General features: G+C 66.3%; 17 protein-coding genes. 7 read left to right on the top strand and 10 right to left on the bottom strand.

All coding sequences use genetic code 11. The annotated features are described in order from the left end of the window. Positions 1–55: 55 nt before the first annotated feature. From DPM12_RS04130 to mshA, 3 genes are read right to left on the bottom strand one after another with little or no spacing between them, the layout of a single operon-like run. Positions 56–802: a phosphoglyceromutase gene (locus DPM12_RS04130; protein ID WP_112256982.1), complete on the bottom strand. Its 747-nt coding sequence runs from the start codon at positions 800–802 to the stop codon at positions 56–58. Positions 803–830: 28 nt separating this feature from the next. Next, positions 831–1,316 (bottom strand): type III secretion system chaperone family protein, encoded by a 486-nt coding sequence (locus DPM12_RS04125; RefSeq protein ID WP_245951196.1) that lies wholly within the window; start codon positions 1,314–1,316, stop codon positions 831–833. Next, positions 1,313–2,617 carry a D-inositol-3-phosphate glycosyltransferase gene (gene mshA, locus DPM12_RS04120; RefSeq protein WP_112257148.1) on the bottom strand — a complete coding sequence of 435 codons (1,305 nt, stop codon included), beginning with the start codon at positions 2,615–2,617 and terminating at the stop codon, positions 1,313–1,315. The genes DPM12_RS04125 and mshA overlap by 4 nt, the downstream gene beginning before the upstream one ends. A gap of 307 nt (positions 2,618–2,924) precedes the next feature. Here mshA and DPM12_RS04115 point away from each other — a divergent pair, with 307 nt between their 5' ends. The 3 genes from DPM12_RS04115 to DPM12_RS04105 all read left to right on the top strand — a co-directional run bounded on the left by DPM12_RS04115 (position 2,925) and on the right by DPM12_RS04105 (position 6,052). Continuing rightward, entirely contained in the window at positions 2,925–4,025 is a 1,101-nt protein-coding gene (locus DPM12_RS04115) for a L,D-transpeptidase family protein (protein WP_211658390.1), read from the top strand. 174 nt (positions 4,026–4,199) lie between these two features. Continuing rightward, entirely contained in the window at positions 4,200–5,375 is a 1,176-nt protein-coding gene (locus tag DPM12_RS04110) for a sensor histidine kinase (RefSeq protein WP_211658388.1), read from the top strand. Further along, entirely contained in the window at positions 5,372–6,052 is a 681-nt protein-coding gene (locus tag DPM12_RS04105; RefSeq protein ID WP_112256980.1) for a response regulator transcription factor, read from the top strand. Before DPM12_RS04110 ends, DPM12_RS04105 begins: the two co-directional genes overlap by 4 nt. A gap of 71 nt (positions 6,053–6,123) precedes the next feature. Here DPM12_RS04105 and DPM12_RS04100 read toward each other — a convergent pair whose 3' ends face one another. Next, complete coding sequence (locus tag DPM12_RS04100) at positions 6,124–7,272, bottom strand: citrate/2-methylcitrate synthase (RefSeq protein ID WP_112256979.1); 1,149 nt, start codon at positions 7,270–7,272, stop codon at positions 6,124–6,126. Positions 7,273–7,367: 95 nt separating this feature from the next. Here DPM12_RS04100 and DPM12_RS04095 point away from each other — a divergent pair, with 95 nt between their 5' ends. Continuing rightward, complete coding sequence (locus tag DPM12_RS04095) at positions 7,368–8,582, top strand: citrate synthase (protein ID WP_211658386.1); 1,215 nt, start codon at positions 7,368–7,370, stop codon at positions 8,580–8,582. Here DPM12_RS04095 and DPM12_RS04090 read toward each other — a convergent pair. From DPM12_RS04090 to DPM12_RS04070, 5 genes are all read right to left on the bottom strand, one after another. Beyond that, positions 8,531–9,901, bottom strand: coding sequence for a Gfo/Idh/MocA family protein (locus DPM12_RS04090; RefSeq protein ID WP_112256977.1), 1,371 nt, complete (start codon positions 9,899–9,901; stop codon positions 8,531–8,533). The genes DPM12_RS04095 and DPM12_RS04090 overlap by 52 nt on opposite strands. A 2-nt stretch (positions 9,902–9,903) precedes the next feature. Continuing rightward, positions 9,904–11,379: a mannitol dehydrogenase family protein gene (locus DPM12_RS04085; RefSeq protein WP_112256976.1), complete on the bottom strand. Its 1,476-nt coding sequence runs from the start codon at positions 11,377–11,379 to the stop codon at positions 9,904–9,906. Further along, positions 11,376–12,788: a glucuronate isomerase gene (gene uxaC, locus DPM12_RS04080; RefSeq protein ID WP_112256975.1), complete on the bottom strand. Its 1,413-nt coding sequence runs from the start codon at positions 12,786–12,788 to the stop codon at positions 11,376–11,378. The genes DPM12_RS04085 and uxaC overlap by 4 nt, the downstream gene beginning before the upstream one ends. 145 nt (positions 12,789–12,933) lie before the next feature. Next, positions 12,934–13,971 carry a LacI family DNA-binding transcriptional regulator gene (locus DPM12_RS04075; RefSeq protein WP_112256974.1) on the bottom strand — a complete coding sequence of 346 codons (1,038 nt, stop codon included), beginning with the start codon at positions 13,969–13,971 and terminating at the stop codon, positions 12,934–12,936. A gap of 68 nt (positions 13,972–14,039) precedes the next feature. Continuing rightward, positions 14,040–14,627, bottom strand: a complete 588-nt coding sequence (locus DPM12_RS04070) for a hypothetical protein (protein WP_112256973.1) — start codon at positions 14,625–14,627, stop codon at positions 14,040–14,042. A gap of 241 nt (positions 14,628–14,868) precedes the next feature. Here DPM12_RS04070 and DPM12_RS04065 point away from each other — a divergent pair, with 241 nt between their 5' ends. From DPM12_RS04065 to ispF, 3 genes are all read left to right on the top strand, one after another. Then, entirely contained in the window at positions 14,869–15,351 is a 483-nt protein-coding gene (locus DPM12_RS04065) for a CarD family transcriptional regulator (RefSeq protein ID WP_112256972.1), read from the top strand. Positions 15,352–15,447: 96 nt separating this feature from the next. Further along, positions 15,448–16,158, top strand: a complete 711-nt coding sequence (ispD, locus tag DPM12_RS04060; RefSeq protein ID WP_112256971.1) for a 2-C-methyl-D-erythritol 4-phosphate cytidylyltransferase — start codon at positions 15,448–15,450, stop codon at positions 16,156–16,158. Beyond that, positions 16,155–16,625 carry a 2-C-methyl-D-erythritol 2,4-cyclodiphosphate synthase gene (gene ispF / locus DPM12_RS04055; protein ID WP_211658382.1) on the top strand — a complete coding sequence of 157 codons (471 nt, stop codon included), beginning with the start codon at positions 16,155–16,157 and terminating at the stop codon, positions 16,623–16,625. Before ispD ends, ispF begins: the two co-directional genes overlap by 4 nt. Here ispF and DPM12_RS23065 read toward each other — a convergent pair. Next, positions 16,611–17,276 (bottom strand): phosphatase PAP2 family protein, encoded by a 666-nt coding sequence (locus DPM12_RS23065; RefSeq protein WP_158542728.1) that lies wholly within the window; start codon positions 17,274–17,276, stop codon positions 16,611–16,613. The two genes, ispF and DPM12_RS23065, sit on opposite strands and share 15 nt — an antisense overlap. Positions 17,277–17,305 lie beyond the last annotated feature (29 nt).

The raw sequence follows: 17,305 nt of genomic DNA, 5'->3' as shown, positions 1-17,305 counted from the left end.
TATCGTCGTCCGCTCCGGACTCAAGTCCATTTCCCGGCCCGCCACGCGACGGGGATCAACGTCCCTGGTTCTTCACCGCCTCGATGGCCGCTTTCGCCGCCTCGGGGTCAAGGTACTCACCGCCGGCCCGCACCGGGCGCATCGACTCGTCGAGTTCGTACAGCAGCGGGACGCCGGTGGGGATGTTCAGGCCCGCGATGTCGTCGTCGGATATCCCGTCGAGATGCTTGACCAGCGCGCGCAGCGAGTTGCCGTGGGCCACCGCAGCCACCGTAGCCCCGCGCCGCAGGTCCGGCACGATGCCGTCATACCAGTAGGGCAGGAACCGCTCCAGCACGTCCTTCAGGCACTCCGTCCGTGGCATGAGCTCGGGAGGGAGATCCGCATAGCGGGGATCGGCGACCTGGGAGTACTCGTCGTCGTCGGCGATGGGCGGGGGCGGAGTATCGTACGAGCGCCGCCAGAGCATGAACTGCTCCTCGCCGTACCGCTCCAGTGTCTGTTTCTTGTTCTTTCCCTGTAGTGCCCCGTAATGACGCTCGTTGAGCCGCCACGACCGGCGCACCGGGATCCAATGCCGGTCGGCCACGTCGAGCGTGATGTCGGCGGTGTGAATGGCCCGGCGCAAGACGCTGGTGTGTACGACATCGGGCAAGATGGCCCGTTCGGCCAGCAGTTCTCCGCCGCGCCGTGCCTCGGCCTCACCGGCAGCCGTAAGCTCGACGTCGACCCAGCCTGTGAAGAGGTTCTTCGCGTTCCATTCGCTCTCGCCGTGACGAAGTAACAACAAGCGGTAGGTCATAACAGCGAGCCTAGCGCGGGTGAGTCCGTCAGCGATCGGTCGGGCGGAGGTGTGCGAAGGCGTCGAGGTTGCGCGTCGATTCGCCCCGTGCCAGCCGCCACGCCCACTCCCGACGGATCGAGTCGGCGAAGCCCATGTCGAGGATGGTGTTGAACGATGAGTCCGCCGCATCGAGGACGGCCCCGAGCAGCCTGTCCAGCCCGTCGTGCGTGACGGCCTCGAGCGGAAGCCGGCCCACGAGATAGATGTCGCCGGCTTGGTCGACGGCGAAGGCGATCCCGGGCAGCCGGGCGTTGCGTTCGAGCAGCCAGCGATGTACCCGTTCGTGGTTCTCGTCGGGGCAGCGGGCGACGAACGCGTTCACCACGAGGCTGTGGTCTCGAACCGCGAGGCTGCAAGCGGTCTTGAGTTTCCGCTCGCCGGGCAGCTCGACGGAGAAGGCACCCGGTGCCGTCTCGTTCCAGGGCTGTCCGGTGGTCGCCAGATATTCGCGGATGATGTCGGTAGCCGTCACGAACAACTCACCATCCCGAGTTGATCCGCACGATGACGTTGCCACGCCTCAGCATAGACCTCCAGCGTACGTGCCGCTGTGACGTCCCACCCGAACCGGGAGGCGTGTTCGACGGCTCCGGTGCGCAGCTGCCGGAAGCGCTCGGGATGATCGAGCAGGTCGATGATGGCACGTGACCATGCACCCGGATCGTGGCCGGTAACCAGGAGCCCTGAACGATCATGTGCGATCGCCGTGCGCAGCCCGCCTACCGCGGAACCGACCACGGGAGTGCCGCAGGCCTGGGATTCCACGGCGACGAGGCCGAACGACTCGCTGTACGACGGCACGACGGTCAGGTCGGCCGCGCGATACCACTCGGCCAGCTGCTGTTGGCTCACCGGTGGATGTACGCGGACGACGTCATCCAGACCGAGCGTGCCGACCAGGCGATGCAGATCGGTGGCACGCTCGTGCCCGGTGCCTGATGGCCCCCCGACGATCGCCACCACCAGGCGTTCACGCAGGGAGGGGTCGACGGCGACGAGCCGGGCGGCGGTGCGGACGAGCACATCCGGTGCTTTCAACGGCTGGATGCGCCCGGCGAACAGCAAGACGACGGCATCCTCGGGAAGGCCGAGCCGGGCACGCGCGCTCGCTTGCGGACCGGGAGTGAAAACGTCGAGATCGACGCCCGGCCAGATTGTCTCGATCTTCTCGGGTTCTGCCCCGTAGAGCTGGGTGAGCTGGGCGGCTTCGTCGTGGGTGTTGGCGATCAGCCGGTGTGCGGCCGCCACCACCTGTTCCTCGCCGTATTCGCGGGTGTGCGGCTCGGGGCGATCACCGTCGGCCAACGCGAGATTCTTGACCTTGGCCATCGTGTGCATCGTGTGCACCAGCGGGACCCCCCACCGCTCCGTGGCCAGCCACCCGACCTGGCCCGAGAGCCAGTAGTGCGAGTGGACGAGGTCGTACCAGCCGGGCTCGCGGTTCGCTTCGGCCCGCAGTACGCCGGATGTGAACGCGCAGAGCTGCGACGGAAGATCGTCTTTGGTCAGGGATTCGTACGGGCCAGCGATCACGTTCCGGACGGTGACGCCCGGCGCAGCTTCTACGGACGGCGGAAGGTCCGAGGAGGTGGCCCGGGTGAAGATCTCGACCTCGACGTTCGACGCCGCGAGCTGTCGGGCCAATTCGAGCGTGTAGACGTTCATCCCGCCCGCGTCGCCGCCGCCGGGTTGATCGAGCGGTGACGTGTGGACGCTGAGCATCGCTATGCGCCGAGGCGCGCCGGTACGAGCGGCGCCAGACACGTTCGCCATCCCCTTCCGGTTGACCGTCACGGTGCGCTGACCCGAACAACACCGAGATGGACGATCCTCTTCCGCTGTGCCGGACGCGGCGAGTGCCGTGGTCAAACCTGCGCGAGCGCTCCGAAACCAAGTTGTAATCTCGCAACTGGTGTTTGAGGCGCAACCTTCGGGCGAGGATATGCGTCATCCTCTCGGGGGCGGCGTACGCGGTCGCCTCGTCGTCAACGAGGAGGTATTCGTGGTTCGTGCAAGGTCCAGAGGGGGCATAGTCGCCGTACTGGCTGTTGCTGTCATCGGCGCCGGAGGTGCCTATGGCATGAGCCAGCTGGGACAGGACGAGACGGCCTCGGTGGCAGCGTCCGAGGCCGATCTGGACGGCGCGCGTTCCATGGCTTCGAGCCTGGCAAACGGCGCGGCCGATACCGCCACGTCGCCCCCACCCGCGAGCACCACGTCGTCCATGTCGGCGTCCGTGTCGACGCCGAACGTCGCCGCCACGGTCGGGGCGGATCTGGTATTCCAGTCGGGAGACGAAGGCGATGACGTCCGGGAGCTCCAGGCCCGGCTGACCCAGCTCGGCTGGTACGCCTCGGGTATCACGGGCACCTATGACGCCCCCACGGCCGATGCCGTCAGTGGTTTTCAGGACCGGGCTGGCCTGGAACCGACGGGCGACGTGGATCCGGACACGTGGGACGAGCTGCTCTCCCTGACTCGGGAGCCCACGGAAGACGAGATGGACGACCGGGTCGGCCCTCCGATCTTGAGCCCGGGCGACAGCGGCGACCAGGTGCGTGAACTGCAAGCCCGGCTTGCCCAGCTTGACTGGTTCACCGGTGATGTCACGCCGAACTACGGCGACATGACCAGCTCGGCGGTTGCCGGTTTCCAGGAGAAACGTGGACTGCCGGCGACCGGAACCGTCGATCAGCAGACGTGGGACCAGCTCACCGGATTGACCAGGCAGCCATCCGACGACGAGATGCACAACAGGCCGCCGGAGGACGACGATGGCGAGGACGGCGACGGCGGTGACTCTGGCGTCCTCGACCCGCGGTGCACTACCGGACGGGTGATGTGCATCGACAAGACCACGAACAGCCTGCGATGGGTCGTCGATGGTGCCGTGCAGATGACGTTCGATGTGCGCTTCGGCGCCGAGCTGACACCCACCCGGGAAGGCGCGTTCGATGTGGGGTGGAAGTCGCGGGACCACGTGTCGTCGCTCTACGACACGCCGATGCCGTATGCCATGTTCTTCAGCGGAGGGCAGGCGGTGCACTACTCGCCCGATTTCGCCGCGAACGGCTACGATGGCGCCTCGCACGGGTGCGTGAACGTCCGCGACGAGGCGGGGATCGCATCCCTGTTCGAGCAGGTCCAGGTGGGCGACAAGGTCATTGTGTACCGGTCCTGAGCGGCCGGTGGATTCCACGTGTCGGCGCGCGTTCCGGTTCCCGCGTCTTCGGGTGGCACCTCGCGGCGGGTGAGGTGAACCAGGCGGGAAGATCGGGTGAACATTCCCGCTCATTCCCGGCGACATGGCGGCATCGTGCAATTACGGCTGTGTGTGGGCTTACCATCGGTGAATGTGGAGGCCCTCACTGCCGGAGTGCTAGCTGCCGTCGTCGGCCTTCTGGTCGGCTTCGCCGCCGCCTGGACGATGTTGGCCCGTCGGCATACGCCGAGCGTTCCGCCCGTTCCGCGTACGTCGCCGATGCCAGAAGGTGCGGACGAGGTCATGGCGATCCTGCGGTCTAGCGCGATCGTCCTGGACGAAGAGTCCAACGTGGTCAAGGCCAGCCCGTCCGCGTACGCGTTCGGTCTGGTCCGGCAAGACCGGATTACCGTCTCCCAGCTGCTGGAGCTGACCTCGAAAGTTCGCCGCGATGGGCAGATCCGAGAGCTCGAACTCGAGGTGGCGCGCTCGCAGGACAGCACGCAGACCCTCCATGTCCTCGCCCGCGTTGCGCCACTCGGCGATCGGCTGGTGCTCGCGCTGGTGGAGGATCGCACGCACGAGATCCGGGTTGACGAGATCAGGCGGGACTTCGTCGCCAACGTGTCGCACGAGCTCAAGACTCCGGTGGGCGCGATGATGCTGCTGGCCGAGGCCGTGGAAGGAGCCAGTGACGACCCCGAAGCCGTGCGCAGGTTCGCCCAGGGTATGCAGCGCGAAGGTGAGCGGTTGACCCGCCTCGTTCAAGAGATCATCGACCTGTCGCGGCTGCAATACGACGATCCCGTCCAGTCTCCCGATCCCGTGGAGATCGATGACGTGGTCTCGGCCGCGGTGGATCGCAGCCGGGTGGATGCTGAGAACCGCGACATCCGGCTCACGACGGGTGGCACGAAAGGGCTGCAAGTCCTGGGCAACGAGCAGCAGCTCGTCATCGCCGTGGGGAATCTTGTCGAGAACGCGGTCAGTTACAGCCCGGAAGGCGCGAAGGTCTCCGTCGGCGTTCGCCGACGTGACGACGTGGTGGAGATCAGCGTGACCGACCAGGGCTACGGTATCGCCGAGGCGGACCTCGACCGGATCTTCGAGCGGTTCTACCGCGTGGATCCGGCACGTTCCCGGGAAACGGGGGGCACCGGCCTCGGACTGTCCATCGTCAAGCACATTGCCGCCAGCCATGGCGGCGATGTGAAGGTGTGGAGCGTGCAAGGGGCGGGATCGACCTTCACCGTGCGCCTGCCGCTCCACCCGTACCGGCCCGGGCAACCGTCCGGAGTCGTTTCGCATGCTGCTAGGGAGGCGCCGTGACGCGAGTGCTCGTGGTCGAGGATGAGGAGTCCTTCAGCGACGCACTGTCCTACATGCTCAAGAAGGAAGGATTCGAGGTATCCGTCGCGTCAGGGGGTGACGAGGCGCTCGACGAATTCGACCGAGTGGGCGCGGATCTCGTGCTGCTCGACCTCATGCTGCCCGGCGTGCCCGGTACCGAAGTGTGCCGCCAGCTGCGGCAACGGTCCAAAGTTCCCGTGATCATGTTGACGGCCAAGGACTCCGAGGTAGACAAGGTCGTTGGTCTCGAGTTGGGCGCGGACGATTACGTCACGAAGCCGTTCTCGTCGCGAGAACTGGTCGCTCGCATCCGAGCGGTGCTACGCCGGGGCAGCGAGCCGACCGAGACGAGCCCGGCCGTCCTTGAGGCCGGCCCGGTACGTATGGACGTGGACCGGCACATCGTCTCGGTCGGCGGGGAGTCGGTCCAGCTTCCCCTGAAGGAGTTCGAGCTGCTGGAGTTGATGCTGCGCAACACGGGCCGCGTGTTGACACGTGCGCAGCTCATCGACCGGATCTGGGGTGCCGACTACGTGGGTGACACCAAGACCCTGGACGTGCACGTCAAACGCCTGCGGGCAAAAATCGAACCCGACCCGGCCACGCCGACATATCTGCTGACGGTTCGGGGGCTCGGTTACAAGTTCGAGGTCTAGCCCGGGGGCCGTCGAGCGACGAACGACCGCACGACGAGGGTCAGGGAGGCTCAGGTACGACGGCTGTCGCGTTAATCCGGCACCGAAGGTTCGGGGCCGACATAGCGCGCTGCAGGTCGGATGATTTTACCCTGCGCTGCTTCTTCGAGGATGTTGGCGCACCAGCCGATGACCCTGCTCACCGCGAACGTCGGGGTGAACATCGCGCGTGGTATGCGGCATTGCTCCAGCACCACCCCCGCATAGAATTCGACATTGGCGCGAAGCTCACGGCCGGGTTTGACCTCGGCGAGTATCTCTACCACGCGGCGTTCCACCGTGGTGGCGAAATCGGCGAGCTCGCCTCCGAGCTCGAGTGCGGTGTCGCGCAGCATGCGGGCACGCGGGTCCTCGGTGCGGTAGACAGCGTGTCCGAAGCCCATGATCCGGTCTCCAGCGCTGATGCGTGCCCGTATCCAGGGATCGATGTTTTCCGGCGCGCCGATCATTTCGATGGTGTCCAGAGCCCGGTCGGGAGCGCCGCCATGGAGCGGACCGGAAAACGCGCCGAGTGCCGCGTTCACTGCGGCAGCCATGTCGGCACCCGCCGAAGCGACGACTCGTGCGGCGAACGTGGAGGCGTTGAACCCGTGGTCGATCGTGGCTATCAGATACCGCTCGACGGCCCTCTCCCGCGCCGGGTCCGGGACCTCGCCCGTGACCATGTACAGCCAGTTGGCCGCGGCGGACAGATCATCGCGAGGTTCCAACGGTTGCTGGCCCGATCGGAGCCGGTACAGCGCGGCGAGCAAGGTTGGTGTCAACGCACTGAGAAGCAGGGCGTCGTGCTCGCGCTTCGCGGGATCGAGATCCCACAGGGGAGCCAGATCGCGTGTCGAGCCGAGGAACGAGAGGGCGGCGCGCAACGCGGTGAGCGGAGCGCCTCGCTCGCCCGCGTGAGCGAGCGTCGGCAGGATCTCACGTAGCTCGGCTGGAAGTACCCGCAGAGGCGCGATGGTGGCAATGAACTCGGTGCGTTCGGCAGGCTCGGGGAGCCGGCCCTTCGCGAACAGGTACCAGGCGTCCTCGAAGGACACCGTCTGCGCCAGCTCGATGGCCGAGTACTGGCGGTAGTGGTAAAAGCCCTCGCGACCACGCACATCCCCCAGTTCGGTGTGCGCGGCCACCACATTCCGTAAACCGTGGGGTACGTCGATCAGTTCGTCGGTCGTCGTCGGCACGAAGCACCTCCTTGTTTTGTGATAAACATTGATCCCTTGACCAGAGAAGTGTCAATGTTGATTCAGTCAATATAAACTGCGAGAAGGTCACTATCGTGGAACGAGACGAGCGTTATCTGACGACGGCGGAGGCCGCGAACCGGCTGGGAGTCAAGCCGGAAACCGTCTACGCCTACGTCAGCCGCGGTCTGCTCAAGAGTGTCCGGGCCCGGGATCGGCGGGGGAGCCTGTTCGCGTACCAGGACGTGGAGCGATTGGCCGAGCGCACGCACCACAGCAGATCGGCATCCGGGGTGGTCGAACGGATCGGGACGGGGATTTCCGTCGTCGAAGACGACCGGCTCCACTATCGTGGCCACGACGCTACCGAGCTCGCCACCACGTCGTCCCCGGAGTCGGTGGCCCACCTTCTGTGGACGGGAGCTCTCGCGGAGGGTGTGCGCTGCACGGCGCCGGCCGAAATCGTCGACGTGGCGCGCTCCGCGGTCGCTTCCTTGCCGTCCACCGCTCGGCTCACGGACGGCCTTCGCGTTGCCATCGTCGTCCTGGGTGCCGCCGATCCTCTCCGCTTCGATCTCTCACCCGAGCGGATCCTGCCGGGTGCCGGAGCCCTGGTGGGGGCTCTGACGGACGTGCTCGCGGTCCCGGCCACGACCGGTACCGGTCTCGCCGAACGGCTGTGGCCGGCATTGACGGATCGCCCCATGCCACCAGGGCTGCTTAACGCGGCGCTGATCTTGTTGGCGGATCATGGTCTCGCTGCGTCGACCGTGGCGGCACGGGTGGCGGCGAGCGCTCGTGCGCATCCCTACGCGGTCGTCTCTGCCGGGCTCGGCGCACTCGACGCGCGCTACCACGGCGTATCGAGCACGCTCTCGTACCGGTTCCTGGCAGAAGCTCGTGCCGACCCGATTGCTGCCCTGGCCGAGTGGCTGCGTGGTGGCGAGGAGATTCCGGGATTCGGGCATCGCGTCTACCAGGACGTCGATCCACGCGCACAGATGATCTTCTCGATGTTGCGTGAGCAGGAAGGAGCCCACCCGGTCCTCCGGGCCGTGGACACGCTGACGGAGGAGATGGCGCGTGGCGAACGGTGGCCGCCGAACGTCGACCTCGCGCTCGCGGCCATGATGCACATTCACGACATGCGCCCGGATGCCGGTGAGGCCATCTTCGCTCTGGCCCGCAATATCGGGTGGATCGCCCATGCGCTGGAAGAATACGAGGAACCGGTACTCCGTTTCCGGCCAACGGGTTTCTACACCGCCCGGCGCCGCACTGACTCGTCGAGTGCCGCTCGGTCGGATTGAGGGAAGGTGACGAGATCACTGACCTGCACGGGAAGTCCAGTGGCAAAGGAACGGTTCGCGGCGGTGCCCGTGAGCATCGCGAGCGCGCCGTCCACGTGACCGGCCGCGCGTCCGAGCGGGTCAGGATCGGTGTCCCGGCCGAAGATGTCGGCCAGCAGCCGCCGGTCACCCCCTCCGTGACCTCCGCCCCCTTCTTCCTCGACGGGAACGGTGCGGGCCGGTGCCCACAGCGGCTGGACCGTCAGCCGCGTGTGGTCGATCGGTTCGTTTCCGGGTTGATCGGCGCCCGCGGCATTCGGATCGATGACCTGGCCGCTGACGTAGGACCGCTCGACCACCTGGAGCTCGACCCGTCCGTGAGTGCCGTTGAGGCCGACGCGATATCCCTCCCACGGCGAGTACGCCGTGAGGTGATAGCTCAGGGTGGCACCGGTGTCGTAGCGGACGAGAACGGCCATGTCGTCCTCGATGCTGATGCCGTCGCTGAAGACGTCGCGATCGCGCACGTAGCCGTCCTCGTGTTCCGCATCGAGATATAACGCCCGGAGCTCCGGGTCGCCAGACAGGTCGATGGCCCAGGGATCGTCGCTCAGATCGGGGCGGCCGAGATTTCGATAGCCGCGCCCTCGCTGGCCGCGTGCCTCGGCATTGTCCCACCCGTAGAAGCGCAGATCGCCGAAGCCGAACACGGTACGGGGTACGGCGTCGAGCCACCAGTTCACCAGATCGAAGTGATGGCTGGACTTGTGGACCATCAGGCCACCGGAGTTCCGCTTGTCCCGATGCCAGCGGCGGAAGTAGTCGGCGCCGTGCCGGGTGTCGAGGAGCCACTCGAAGTGTACGGACTGGACATCTCCGATCGCTCCGGACGCGAGGAGTTCCTTAACCGCGCTGTTGCGAGGTGCGTAGCGATAGTTGAACGTCACCGTGAGCCCCCGACCGGTGCGTGCCCGGGTGTCGAGAATCCGCTGGCATTTCGTCTCATCGGTGGTGAGCGGTTTCTCGGTGATCACGTCACAGCCGTGATCCATCGCGGTGACGATGTAGTGATCGTGTGTGCGGTCGACAGATGCGACGACCACGGCGTCGACCTGCTGCTCATCGAGCATGCGGATGAAGTCCGCGGCGTCGTAGCACGGGACCGGATCGAGGCCGAACTCGTCGGCGAACCGTGCGTTGTGGTGGTTCATCCGCGTGCCGTTGACATCGCACAGCCCGACCAGCTGTCCGCTGTCGCGGTGGGCATCCAGCAATGCACGGGTGAACATCGTGGAACGCGAGCCCAGACCGACAACGGCGTAGCGGGTTCTCGTCTCCATGATCACGCTCCTCGCAGGGTTTCGGCCACGCCGTGGTTGCACAGTGCGTCGAACCAGGCGGCGATCGTGTCCAGAAGGTCCTCGTCGGCGCAGAGGTCGGGGCCAAACACCCCGCTGATCTCGACGGTGTCACGGATTACCTCGCGTGCTGGTGCGGGGCGAGAGAGCAGCGGCACCAGGCGATCCGCGAGCGGATCGGATACCTCCAGCCGGCGCCCCTGGTCGTCGCGGCCGAGGAGAAAGCGCATCCACGCCGCGACAAGCAGGGCGGCCGTGGCGGGCATGGCGCCAGCGGCACGACGCTGTCGAACAGCCGAGAGCACGCGTTGCGGCAACTTCTGGCTGCCGTCCATCGCGACCTGGGCCGTGGTGTGGCCCAGCGCTGGATTGGCGAACCGGGACAGTACGTCCTCGCGGTAGGCGCGTAGATCGAGCCCGTTCGGCGCGCGCAGTGTGGGAATCTGGTCGTCGTCGATCAGCCTGCGTGCCGCCGACTCGATTGACGGATCGCACAGCGCCTCTGCGATGGTCGCGTATCCGGATATGCCCCCGAGGTAGGCGATGAGCGAATGTGTCGCGTTGAGCAGGCGAAGCTTGACCTGTTCGTAGCCGGCGACGTCGTCGGTGAGCACGGCTCCGGCCCGCTCCCACGCTGGCCGGGGGCCGTGGAACTCGTCGGCGATGACCCATTGGCTGAAGGGTTCCGCGACGACGCAGGCATCGTCGCGGACACCGAGAAGGCGTTCGACGTCGGCGCGGTCGGCGTCGGTCGTCGCCGGGACGATGCGGTCGACCATCGTGCACGGAAACGTCACGTGTCGTTCGATGTACTCGCCGATCCTCGGCGCAGCGTTTCCGTTGAGGCGATCGGCGAATTGGTGGACGAGTCGTCGCAGCACCGAACCGTTGTCGCTGAGGTTGTCGCACGAGATGAGCGCGATCGGCCCGGCGCCGGCCGCGTCGCGTTTCTGCATGCCACGCACCAGTTGACCCACGACGGTGAGCGGTGGGCGCCCAGCCAGGTCGGCTTCGATCTCCGGGTCGGTGGTGGCCAGCTGCCCCTCCTGGGCGCGGTAGCCCTTCTCGGTGACGGTCAGCGTGACCGCGTGAACGGCCGGATCGGCGATGGCGTCGACCACCGCATGCGGATCGGCGGAAGCGCACGCGGCACGCCGGACCGCACCGACGACCGCGCCACGTGCCCCGTTCCGGGTCGAGCGTTCGAGGACGCCGTAGAGGCCGTCCTGCGCATTCAGGATGTCCGAGACCGTGGGTGAGCGCTGGCTGGTGGCGAAGATTCCCCATCGGTGATCACCGCCAGCCACGACGGCGTCGGTGTACATGGCTTGGTGCGCGCGGAAAAACGCACCGGCACCGAGATGCACGAGTCCGATCGCGAGATCGCGGGGATCATAGCCGGGCCGGATAGTAGAGGGGAGGGCGTCGAGCGTGGCGAGTCCGAGGCGTTCGGAGCTCACAGTCGGTAAACCTCCTTGGCCCGGCCGTAGGCCAGGGCATACGCGGTGGCGTGCGCCTCGTCCAGGGGCAGCTGGTGCTCGGCCACGAGCTGAGCCAGATATCCACAGTCGATGCGCCGGGCGACGTCATGACGCACCGGAATCGAGGCAAAAGCGCGGGTGTCGTCATTGAAGCCCGCGGTGTTGAAGAATCCGGCGGTCTCCGTCACCAGTTCCCGGTACCTGCGGATCCCGTGCGGGCTGTCGTAGAACCACCAGGCGGGCCCCAGCTGCATCGCGGGGTAGTAACCGGCCAACGGCGCGAGTTCCCTGGAGTACGTGGCCTCGTCGAGAGTGAAGACGACAACGGTGAACGAGGGCTCGTTTCCGAATCTGTTGAGCAGCGGCTTGAGATGGTCGACATAGTTCGTCGGCGCCGGGATGTCGGCGCCCTGGTCCGGCCCGTATCGAGCGAAGAGGGCCGGATCGTGGTTGCGTGCCGATCCCGGATGGATCTGCATGACCAGGCCGTCGTCCAGGCTCATGGCAGCCATCTGCATGAGCATGTGACCACGGAACAGTTCGGCGTCCTGCGGCCCGAAATCGCCCTCGATGATGCGCTTGAAGAGGTGCTCGGCCTCGGTGTTGGAGAGTTCGGCGGTGAGCGCACTGGGATGACCGTGGTCGGTGGCGGTCGCGCCGAAGCCGCGGAAGTACTCCCGCCGTTGCCGCAAGGCGGCCAGATATCCCGGGTACGACGTGGTGTCCTCGCCGGTGATCTCGGCGAGCGTACGTATCGAGTCGTGGAACGACGGCCGTTCGGGATCGATGACCTTGTCCGGTCTGAAGGTCGGGATGACGCGGCCGGGCCACGGATCGTCCGCGATGCTCCGGTGGGAAGCGAGTTCGTCGGTGGCGTCGTCGGTGGTGGCGAGTACCTCGATATTGAATCGCTCGAACAGTGCCCGGGGCAGGTACTCGGGCTCGTTCAGTCGTTCGGTGAGCTGGTCGAAGATCTCGTCAGCAGTCGCGGCGGACAGCGGAGTATGGACATCGAACACCTCGGACAGCTCCATCTCCAGCCAGAGGCGGCTAGGCGTGCCGCGGAAGAGGTGCCAGTTCTCACACAGGATGCGCCAGATGCGTCGGGAGTCGGTCTCCCCGCGCCTCCCGTCGACGCCGGGAAGGCCCAGTGCGGCATGGCTGATGCCGGCGGAGTGAAGCATCCGGTGGACATAGTGGTCGGGGATGATGAAGAGCCAGGCAGGGTCCGGGAACGGTGCGTTGTCGGCGAAGACCCGCGGATCGACGTGTCCGTGCGGACAGATCAGTGGGACGTCTTTGACCTGCGAGTATAGTTCCTTCGCGATGGAACGGACCGACGGTTCCGTAGGGAACAGGCGATCGTCCGAACCGTCTTTCTCGGTCATACCACTCCTTCAGCGACATGTCTCGCGGCAGCGATCGTCTGCGTGGCCACAGTCCGGCCAGCGTATCAGAAACCGGTTTCAAGCCGAGCGAGCATCGTCCGTGGAGTTCCGACCAGAAAGCGTACCAGCGTGGCGAATGTGCAGGTCAGTCGCGTGGAGCTGGTCCCGTGCTGCCGCGGACCTCGAGCCGTGGGCGAAAGCGCACGTCCGGCTCGACCGTAACCTCTCGCATCAAGGCCCAGAGCCGGCTCCAGGCCTGTGGTCCCAGCTGATCGAGCGGGACCGACACGGTGGTCAGCGGCGGTGTGGTGTAACGGACGAACTCGATGTCGTCGAATCCGACGACCGACATCTGTGCCGGCACGCTGATACCGAGTTCATGAAGCCTGCTGAGGACACCGAAGGCGACCAGGTCGTTGTACGCGATCACTGCCGTCACGTCGATGTCGACGAGCTGATCGGCTACCGAATGGCCATCGGCGAAGGCGGCACCACACGGGAGTTCGACGAGGTCGAACTCCTTCCCCGCGCTCGTGCGCAGCGTCTCGAGCCGGGCGTGGTTCGATGCACTCGTATCCGGGCCGGCGAGGTACGCCAGCCGGCGATGTCCCAGGCCGAGGAGGTGCGTGAGGATGTCACGGATACCGGCGGAAAAATCGATGGTCAGCGTGGGGGCGGGGGACTCGGGTAACTCGCGATTGATGAGCACGAAGGGGGAGAGCCGCGGTGCGAGTTCCCGTAGCTGCTCATCTGGCATGCGAGGAGCGCAGAGCACCAGGCCATCGCAGCGGCGCCGCGCCTCGATGGCGAGCAGGGGCTCCTCCTGGAGGTTCTCGTTCGAGTCCGCGACCAGCAGCCGGTAATTCTGATCGCCAGCGGCTTCGGTGAGACGGTGCAGGATTCCCTGAAACATCGGATTGCCGAGATCGGGAACGAGCATGGCCACGATTCCCGTCCGGCCGAGCGCGAGGCTGCGCGCGACCGGGCTGGGCTCGTAGCCGAGCTCCTGGGCAGCCTGGCGGACCCGGTCCGCCAGGTGCGGGGCCACCTTCGTGTTGCCGTTCATGACCCGGGACACCGTCGCCCGTGACACGTTCGCGGCGCGGGCGACGAGTCCGATCGTGACCGGTTCGTTGGCGGGGGCTGGATCCTCCCGGGGGCCGTTCAGAGAGCGGTTACTCATCCATCGAGCGTACCCGTCACGAGGTTCTCGCGGACGTGCCGACGCGATCTCTGTCGACGGATGATGCCCTAGCCGTCGTCCTGATCGGTGGCGTCCTCGTCGGGCTGCCCTGTCTCGTCGCTTTCCTCGGGCTGGCCCGTCTCGTCGTCCACGCCGTCGTCCGCCTCGTCCGGCCCGCCGGAACTGTCGCGTTCGGGGAACTCGATGTGGGCGTAGCGGTCCTCCGCCTTCGAGACGAGTGCGTTCACCGCCGTGCGTGGTGCGCGGTCGAACCGGAACTCGACCTCGGTTAGCAGGCCCGGATCGAGATCGACGTCGGTCAGCTCGATCCGGGTGCCGTCCGGGCCGAGCGTCGCGTAGCCGTCTCCTGGGATGTCGACGGGCCCATCCGGTAGCGTCGCGGACGTGTCGGCTACATTGACACCGACGAGTTGATCATCTGCGCCGTCGTTGGCGAACATAGCCAATAGCGTGGCGCGCCCATCGCTGGAGGAAACGACGACGATGTTGCGAATGCCGACGTCTCCCGCCTCGGCCGTCACCCCGTCGTATCGCGGATACCAGCCCTGGGTCTGTTCCTGGACCGCACACCCTCCAAGGGCGAGAGCAAGGATCGGGACGCCGACTAGCACGCGGCGGCGAACGGCAGACTTCACCGGGCTACTCCTCGTACGATGGGCAACTTCACGACCGGCCGCCGTCAAGGGTAGCTGGTGGCTTCGAGACGTCCGTCGCCTGGTCATCAAGCTTGCGACCGGCACTGATGTACTGCGGGAAATGTCGGGAACACGCCGATGGCCGATTGTCAACCCCTAGCTTCCGCTCTGACCAGCATAAATGCTCTAGTGGTCTAGCAGAGACGTGCTATCCTTGTTCCGGGAAAGGGGACAGGAACATATGACTTTCAAGGTCGGCGAGACGGTTGTCTACCCGCACCACGGGGCTGCGCTCATTGAAGCGATCGAGTCTCGGGTCATCAAAGGAGAGGAACGCCAGTACCTCGTCTTGAAGGTCGCCCAAGGTGATCTGACCGTCAAGGTTCCGGCGGACAATGTCGACATGGTCGGCGTTCGGGACGTGGTCAATCAGGAAGGACTCGACCGAGTCTTTTCGGTACTGCGCGCTCCACACACCGAGGAACCCACGAATTGGTCCCGTCGGTACAAGGCAAACCTGGAAAAGCTAGCTTCCGGTGACGTGATCAAAGTGGCCGAGGTCGTCCGCGACCTTTGGCGCCGGGAGCGTGACCGTGGCCTCTCGGCCGGTGAGAAGCGCATGCTGGCCAAGGCCCGCCAGATTCTCGTTTCCGAGCTTGCGCTGGCCGAACATACCAACGAGGACAAAGCCGAGACACTGCTCGACGAAGTCCTCGCCGGCTAGGGCATGCGTTCCACCTTCGTGATGGTCAGGTAGGTTGTCTCGGGCTGGCCGAGTCGCCACGAGCGGCCCGGGCAGCCCGGGGCTTCGACGGGCGACATGGAGGTGGCGGTGGCCGAGGTGGGATTGATCATCCCGGCCGCTGGCATGGGCACGCGTCTCGGAAGCGAGCTGCCGAAGGCTTTACACGCCATCGGTGGGACCACGGTACTGGCGCATGCGCTGCGTGCTGGTGTGGGCTCGGGTACGGTGTCCAGCATCGTGATCGCCGCGCCGAGCCGCTGGGAGACGCGTATCCACGAGCAACTCGAATACGAGCTACCGGACACCGTGGAGGCTCGCGTCGTGGAAGGTGGCGAGCGCCGGCAAGACTCGGTGCGTCGCGCCATGGATGCGTTGCCCGGGAATATCGACATCGTGCTCGTCCACGATGCGGCCCGTTGCCTGACCCCGCCGGCGCTCTTCGGCGATGTGGTCTCCGCCGTCGCCGGTGGCCACGATGCCGTGGTTCCGGGCCTTCCTGTCGTCGACACCCTACGCGAAGTGGACGATCGGGGAGTAGTCGTGCGGACCCCGGACCGTACGGTGCTGCGGGCGGTGCAGACACCACAGGGATTCCGCCGCGAGGTGTTGGAGGATGCGTACCGCGCGGCCGCGCCGGACGAGCCCGCCACGGATGACGCGAGCCTCGTCGAGCGAACGGGCCACCAGGTCCACATCGTTCCCGGGCACTCGGAGGCATTCAAGGTGACTCACCCGCTCGATGTGCTTCTCGCCGAAGCACTCCTGGCACGGCGGGCCAGTTCGTGACGCCGCGCGTGGGGGTGGGCGTCGACGTTCATCCGTTCCAGCCGGAGCGTCCGTGCTGGGTTGCCGGATTGTGGTGGCCTGACGAGCCGGCTGGTTGCGCGGGTCACTCCGACGGCGACGTCGTTGCGCACGCGGCGTGTGACGCGCTCCTCTCCGCTCTCGGTCACGGCGACCTGGGAACGGTGTTCGGTACCGACGATCCGCGATGGTCGAATGCTTCCGGCGTGGCGTTGCTGGCCGAGGTTGCGCGGCTGGTGGGGCGCGAGCCCGCGACGATCGGGAATGTCTCGGTTCAGGTCATCGGCAACCGGCCGCGGATCGGTACTCGTCGGGCCGAGGCCGAAGACGTGCTCGGGCAGGCGGTGGGCGCTCCGGTGAGCGTGAGCGCGACGACGAGCGACGGCTTGGGCCTGACGGGCCGGGGAGAGGGCCTCGCGGCAGTGGCGGTCGCCCTAGTGATGATCTGAACGCCAGCGGGGTGGCCAGCTCAGGCGCGGCCAGGGAACGGGTGCGCGCAAGATGGCGGTCGAGACGGACAGCGCCAGGGCACCGAGCATCCATCCCCCTGGGATGTCGCTGAGCCAGTGATAGTCGAGCAGCGTCATCAGCATGCCGGAGATGAAGACCAGGAGGAGCGCCGCCACGAGCCAGCGCCGGAAGAGGCGCCGATTCGGGTACCACCCGCGTGCCCCGAAGAGCACGATCACGATGAGTATCCAGGTGAGCGTGGCGTTGGCGGTGTGCCCGGAGGGGAATGCTTGCCCCTGACCGTGGAGGATGTCGATGCCGGTGTGCGGCGGGGTCCGGGCAAGACTGAACTTGATCCAGTATCCCACGAAGAACACCGTTGCGAGTCCGGCGCCGATGGCGACAAGCACTCGTGGGCTGCGTTGTTTCCAGGTCACCCACGCACCGACCACGACGAGAATCGGCAAGGTGTACAGGCGCTGGCCCCCGAGGCTCGCGACGAGATTCAAGAGCTCGCGGGGCAGACCTGACGGCTGGATCGGATCCACGTACCGATGCAACGGCCAGTCCCAGGCGACAAACGGCCCCCGCACCACGACCTGCCAGGTCATGAGTCCGAGAATGGCTCCGGTCAGAATGAAGCTGAGCACCGGTGGAATCCACCATGCTCGTGTGTTCC

Source organism: Phytoactinopolyspora halophila (assembly GCF_003287285.1).
GTDB lineage: Bacteria > Actinomycetota > Actinomycetes > Jiangellales > Jiangellaceae > Phytoactinopolyspora_A > Phytoactinopolyspora_A halophila.
The sequence above is the reverse complement of the archived record's forward strand: the minus strand, read 5'-3'. Positions and strand labels throughout refer to the sequence as shown.

Excerpts from the sequence above, each read along its gene's own strand:
- uxaC (WP_112256975.1), bottom strand. The coding sequence starts at position 12,788 with ATGACCGAGAAAGACGGTTCGGACGATCGCCTGTTCCCTACGGAACCG.
- DPM12_RS04075 (WP_112256974.1), bottom strand. The coding sequence starts at position 13,971 with ATGAGTAACCGCTCTCTGAACGGCCCCCGGGAGGATCCAGCCCCCGCC.
- mshA (WP_112257148.1), bottom strand. The coding sequence starts at position 2,617 with ATGGCGAACGTGTCTGGCGCCGCTCGTACCGGCGCGCCTCGGCGCATA.
- DPM12_RS04115 (WP_211658390.1), top strand. The coding sequence starts at position 2,925 with ATGAGCCAGCTGGGACAGGACGAGACGGCCTCGGTGGCAGCGTCCGAG.
- DPM12_RS04090 (WP_112256977.1), bottom strand. The coding sequence starts at position 9,901 with ATGGAGACGAGAACCCGCTACGCCGTTGTCGGTCTGGGCTCGCGTTCC.
- DPM12_RS04130 (WP_112256982.1), bottom strand. The coding sequence starts at position 802 with ATGACCTACCGCTTGTTGTTACTTCGTCACGGCGAGAGCGAATGGAAC.
- DPM12_RS04065 (WP_112256972.1), top strand. The coding sequence starts at position 14,869 with ATGACTTTCAAGGTCGGCGAGACGGTTGTCTACCCGCACCACGGGGCT.
- ispD (WP_112256971.1), top strand. The coding sequence starts at position 15,448 with ATGGAGGTGGCGGTGGCCGAGGTGGGATTGATCATCCCGGCCGCTGGC.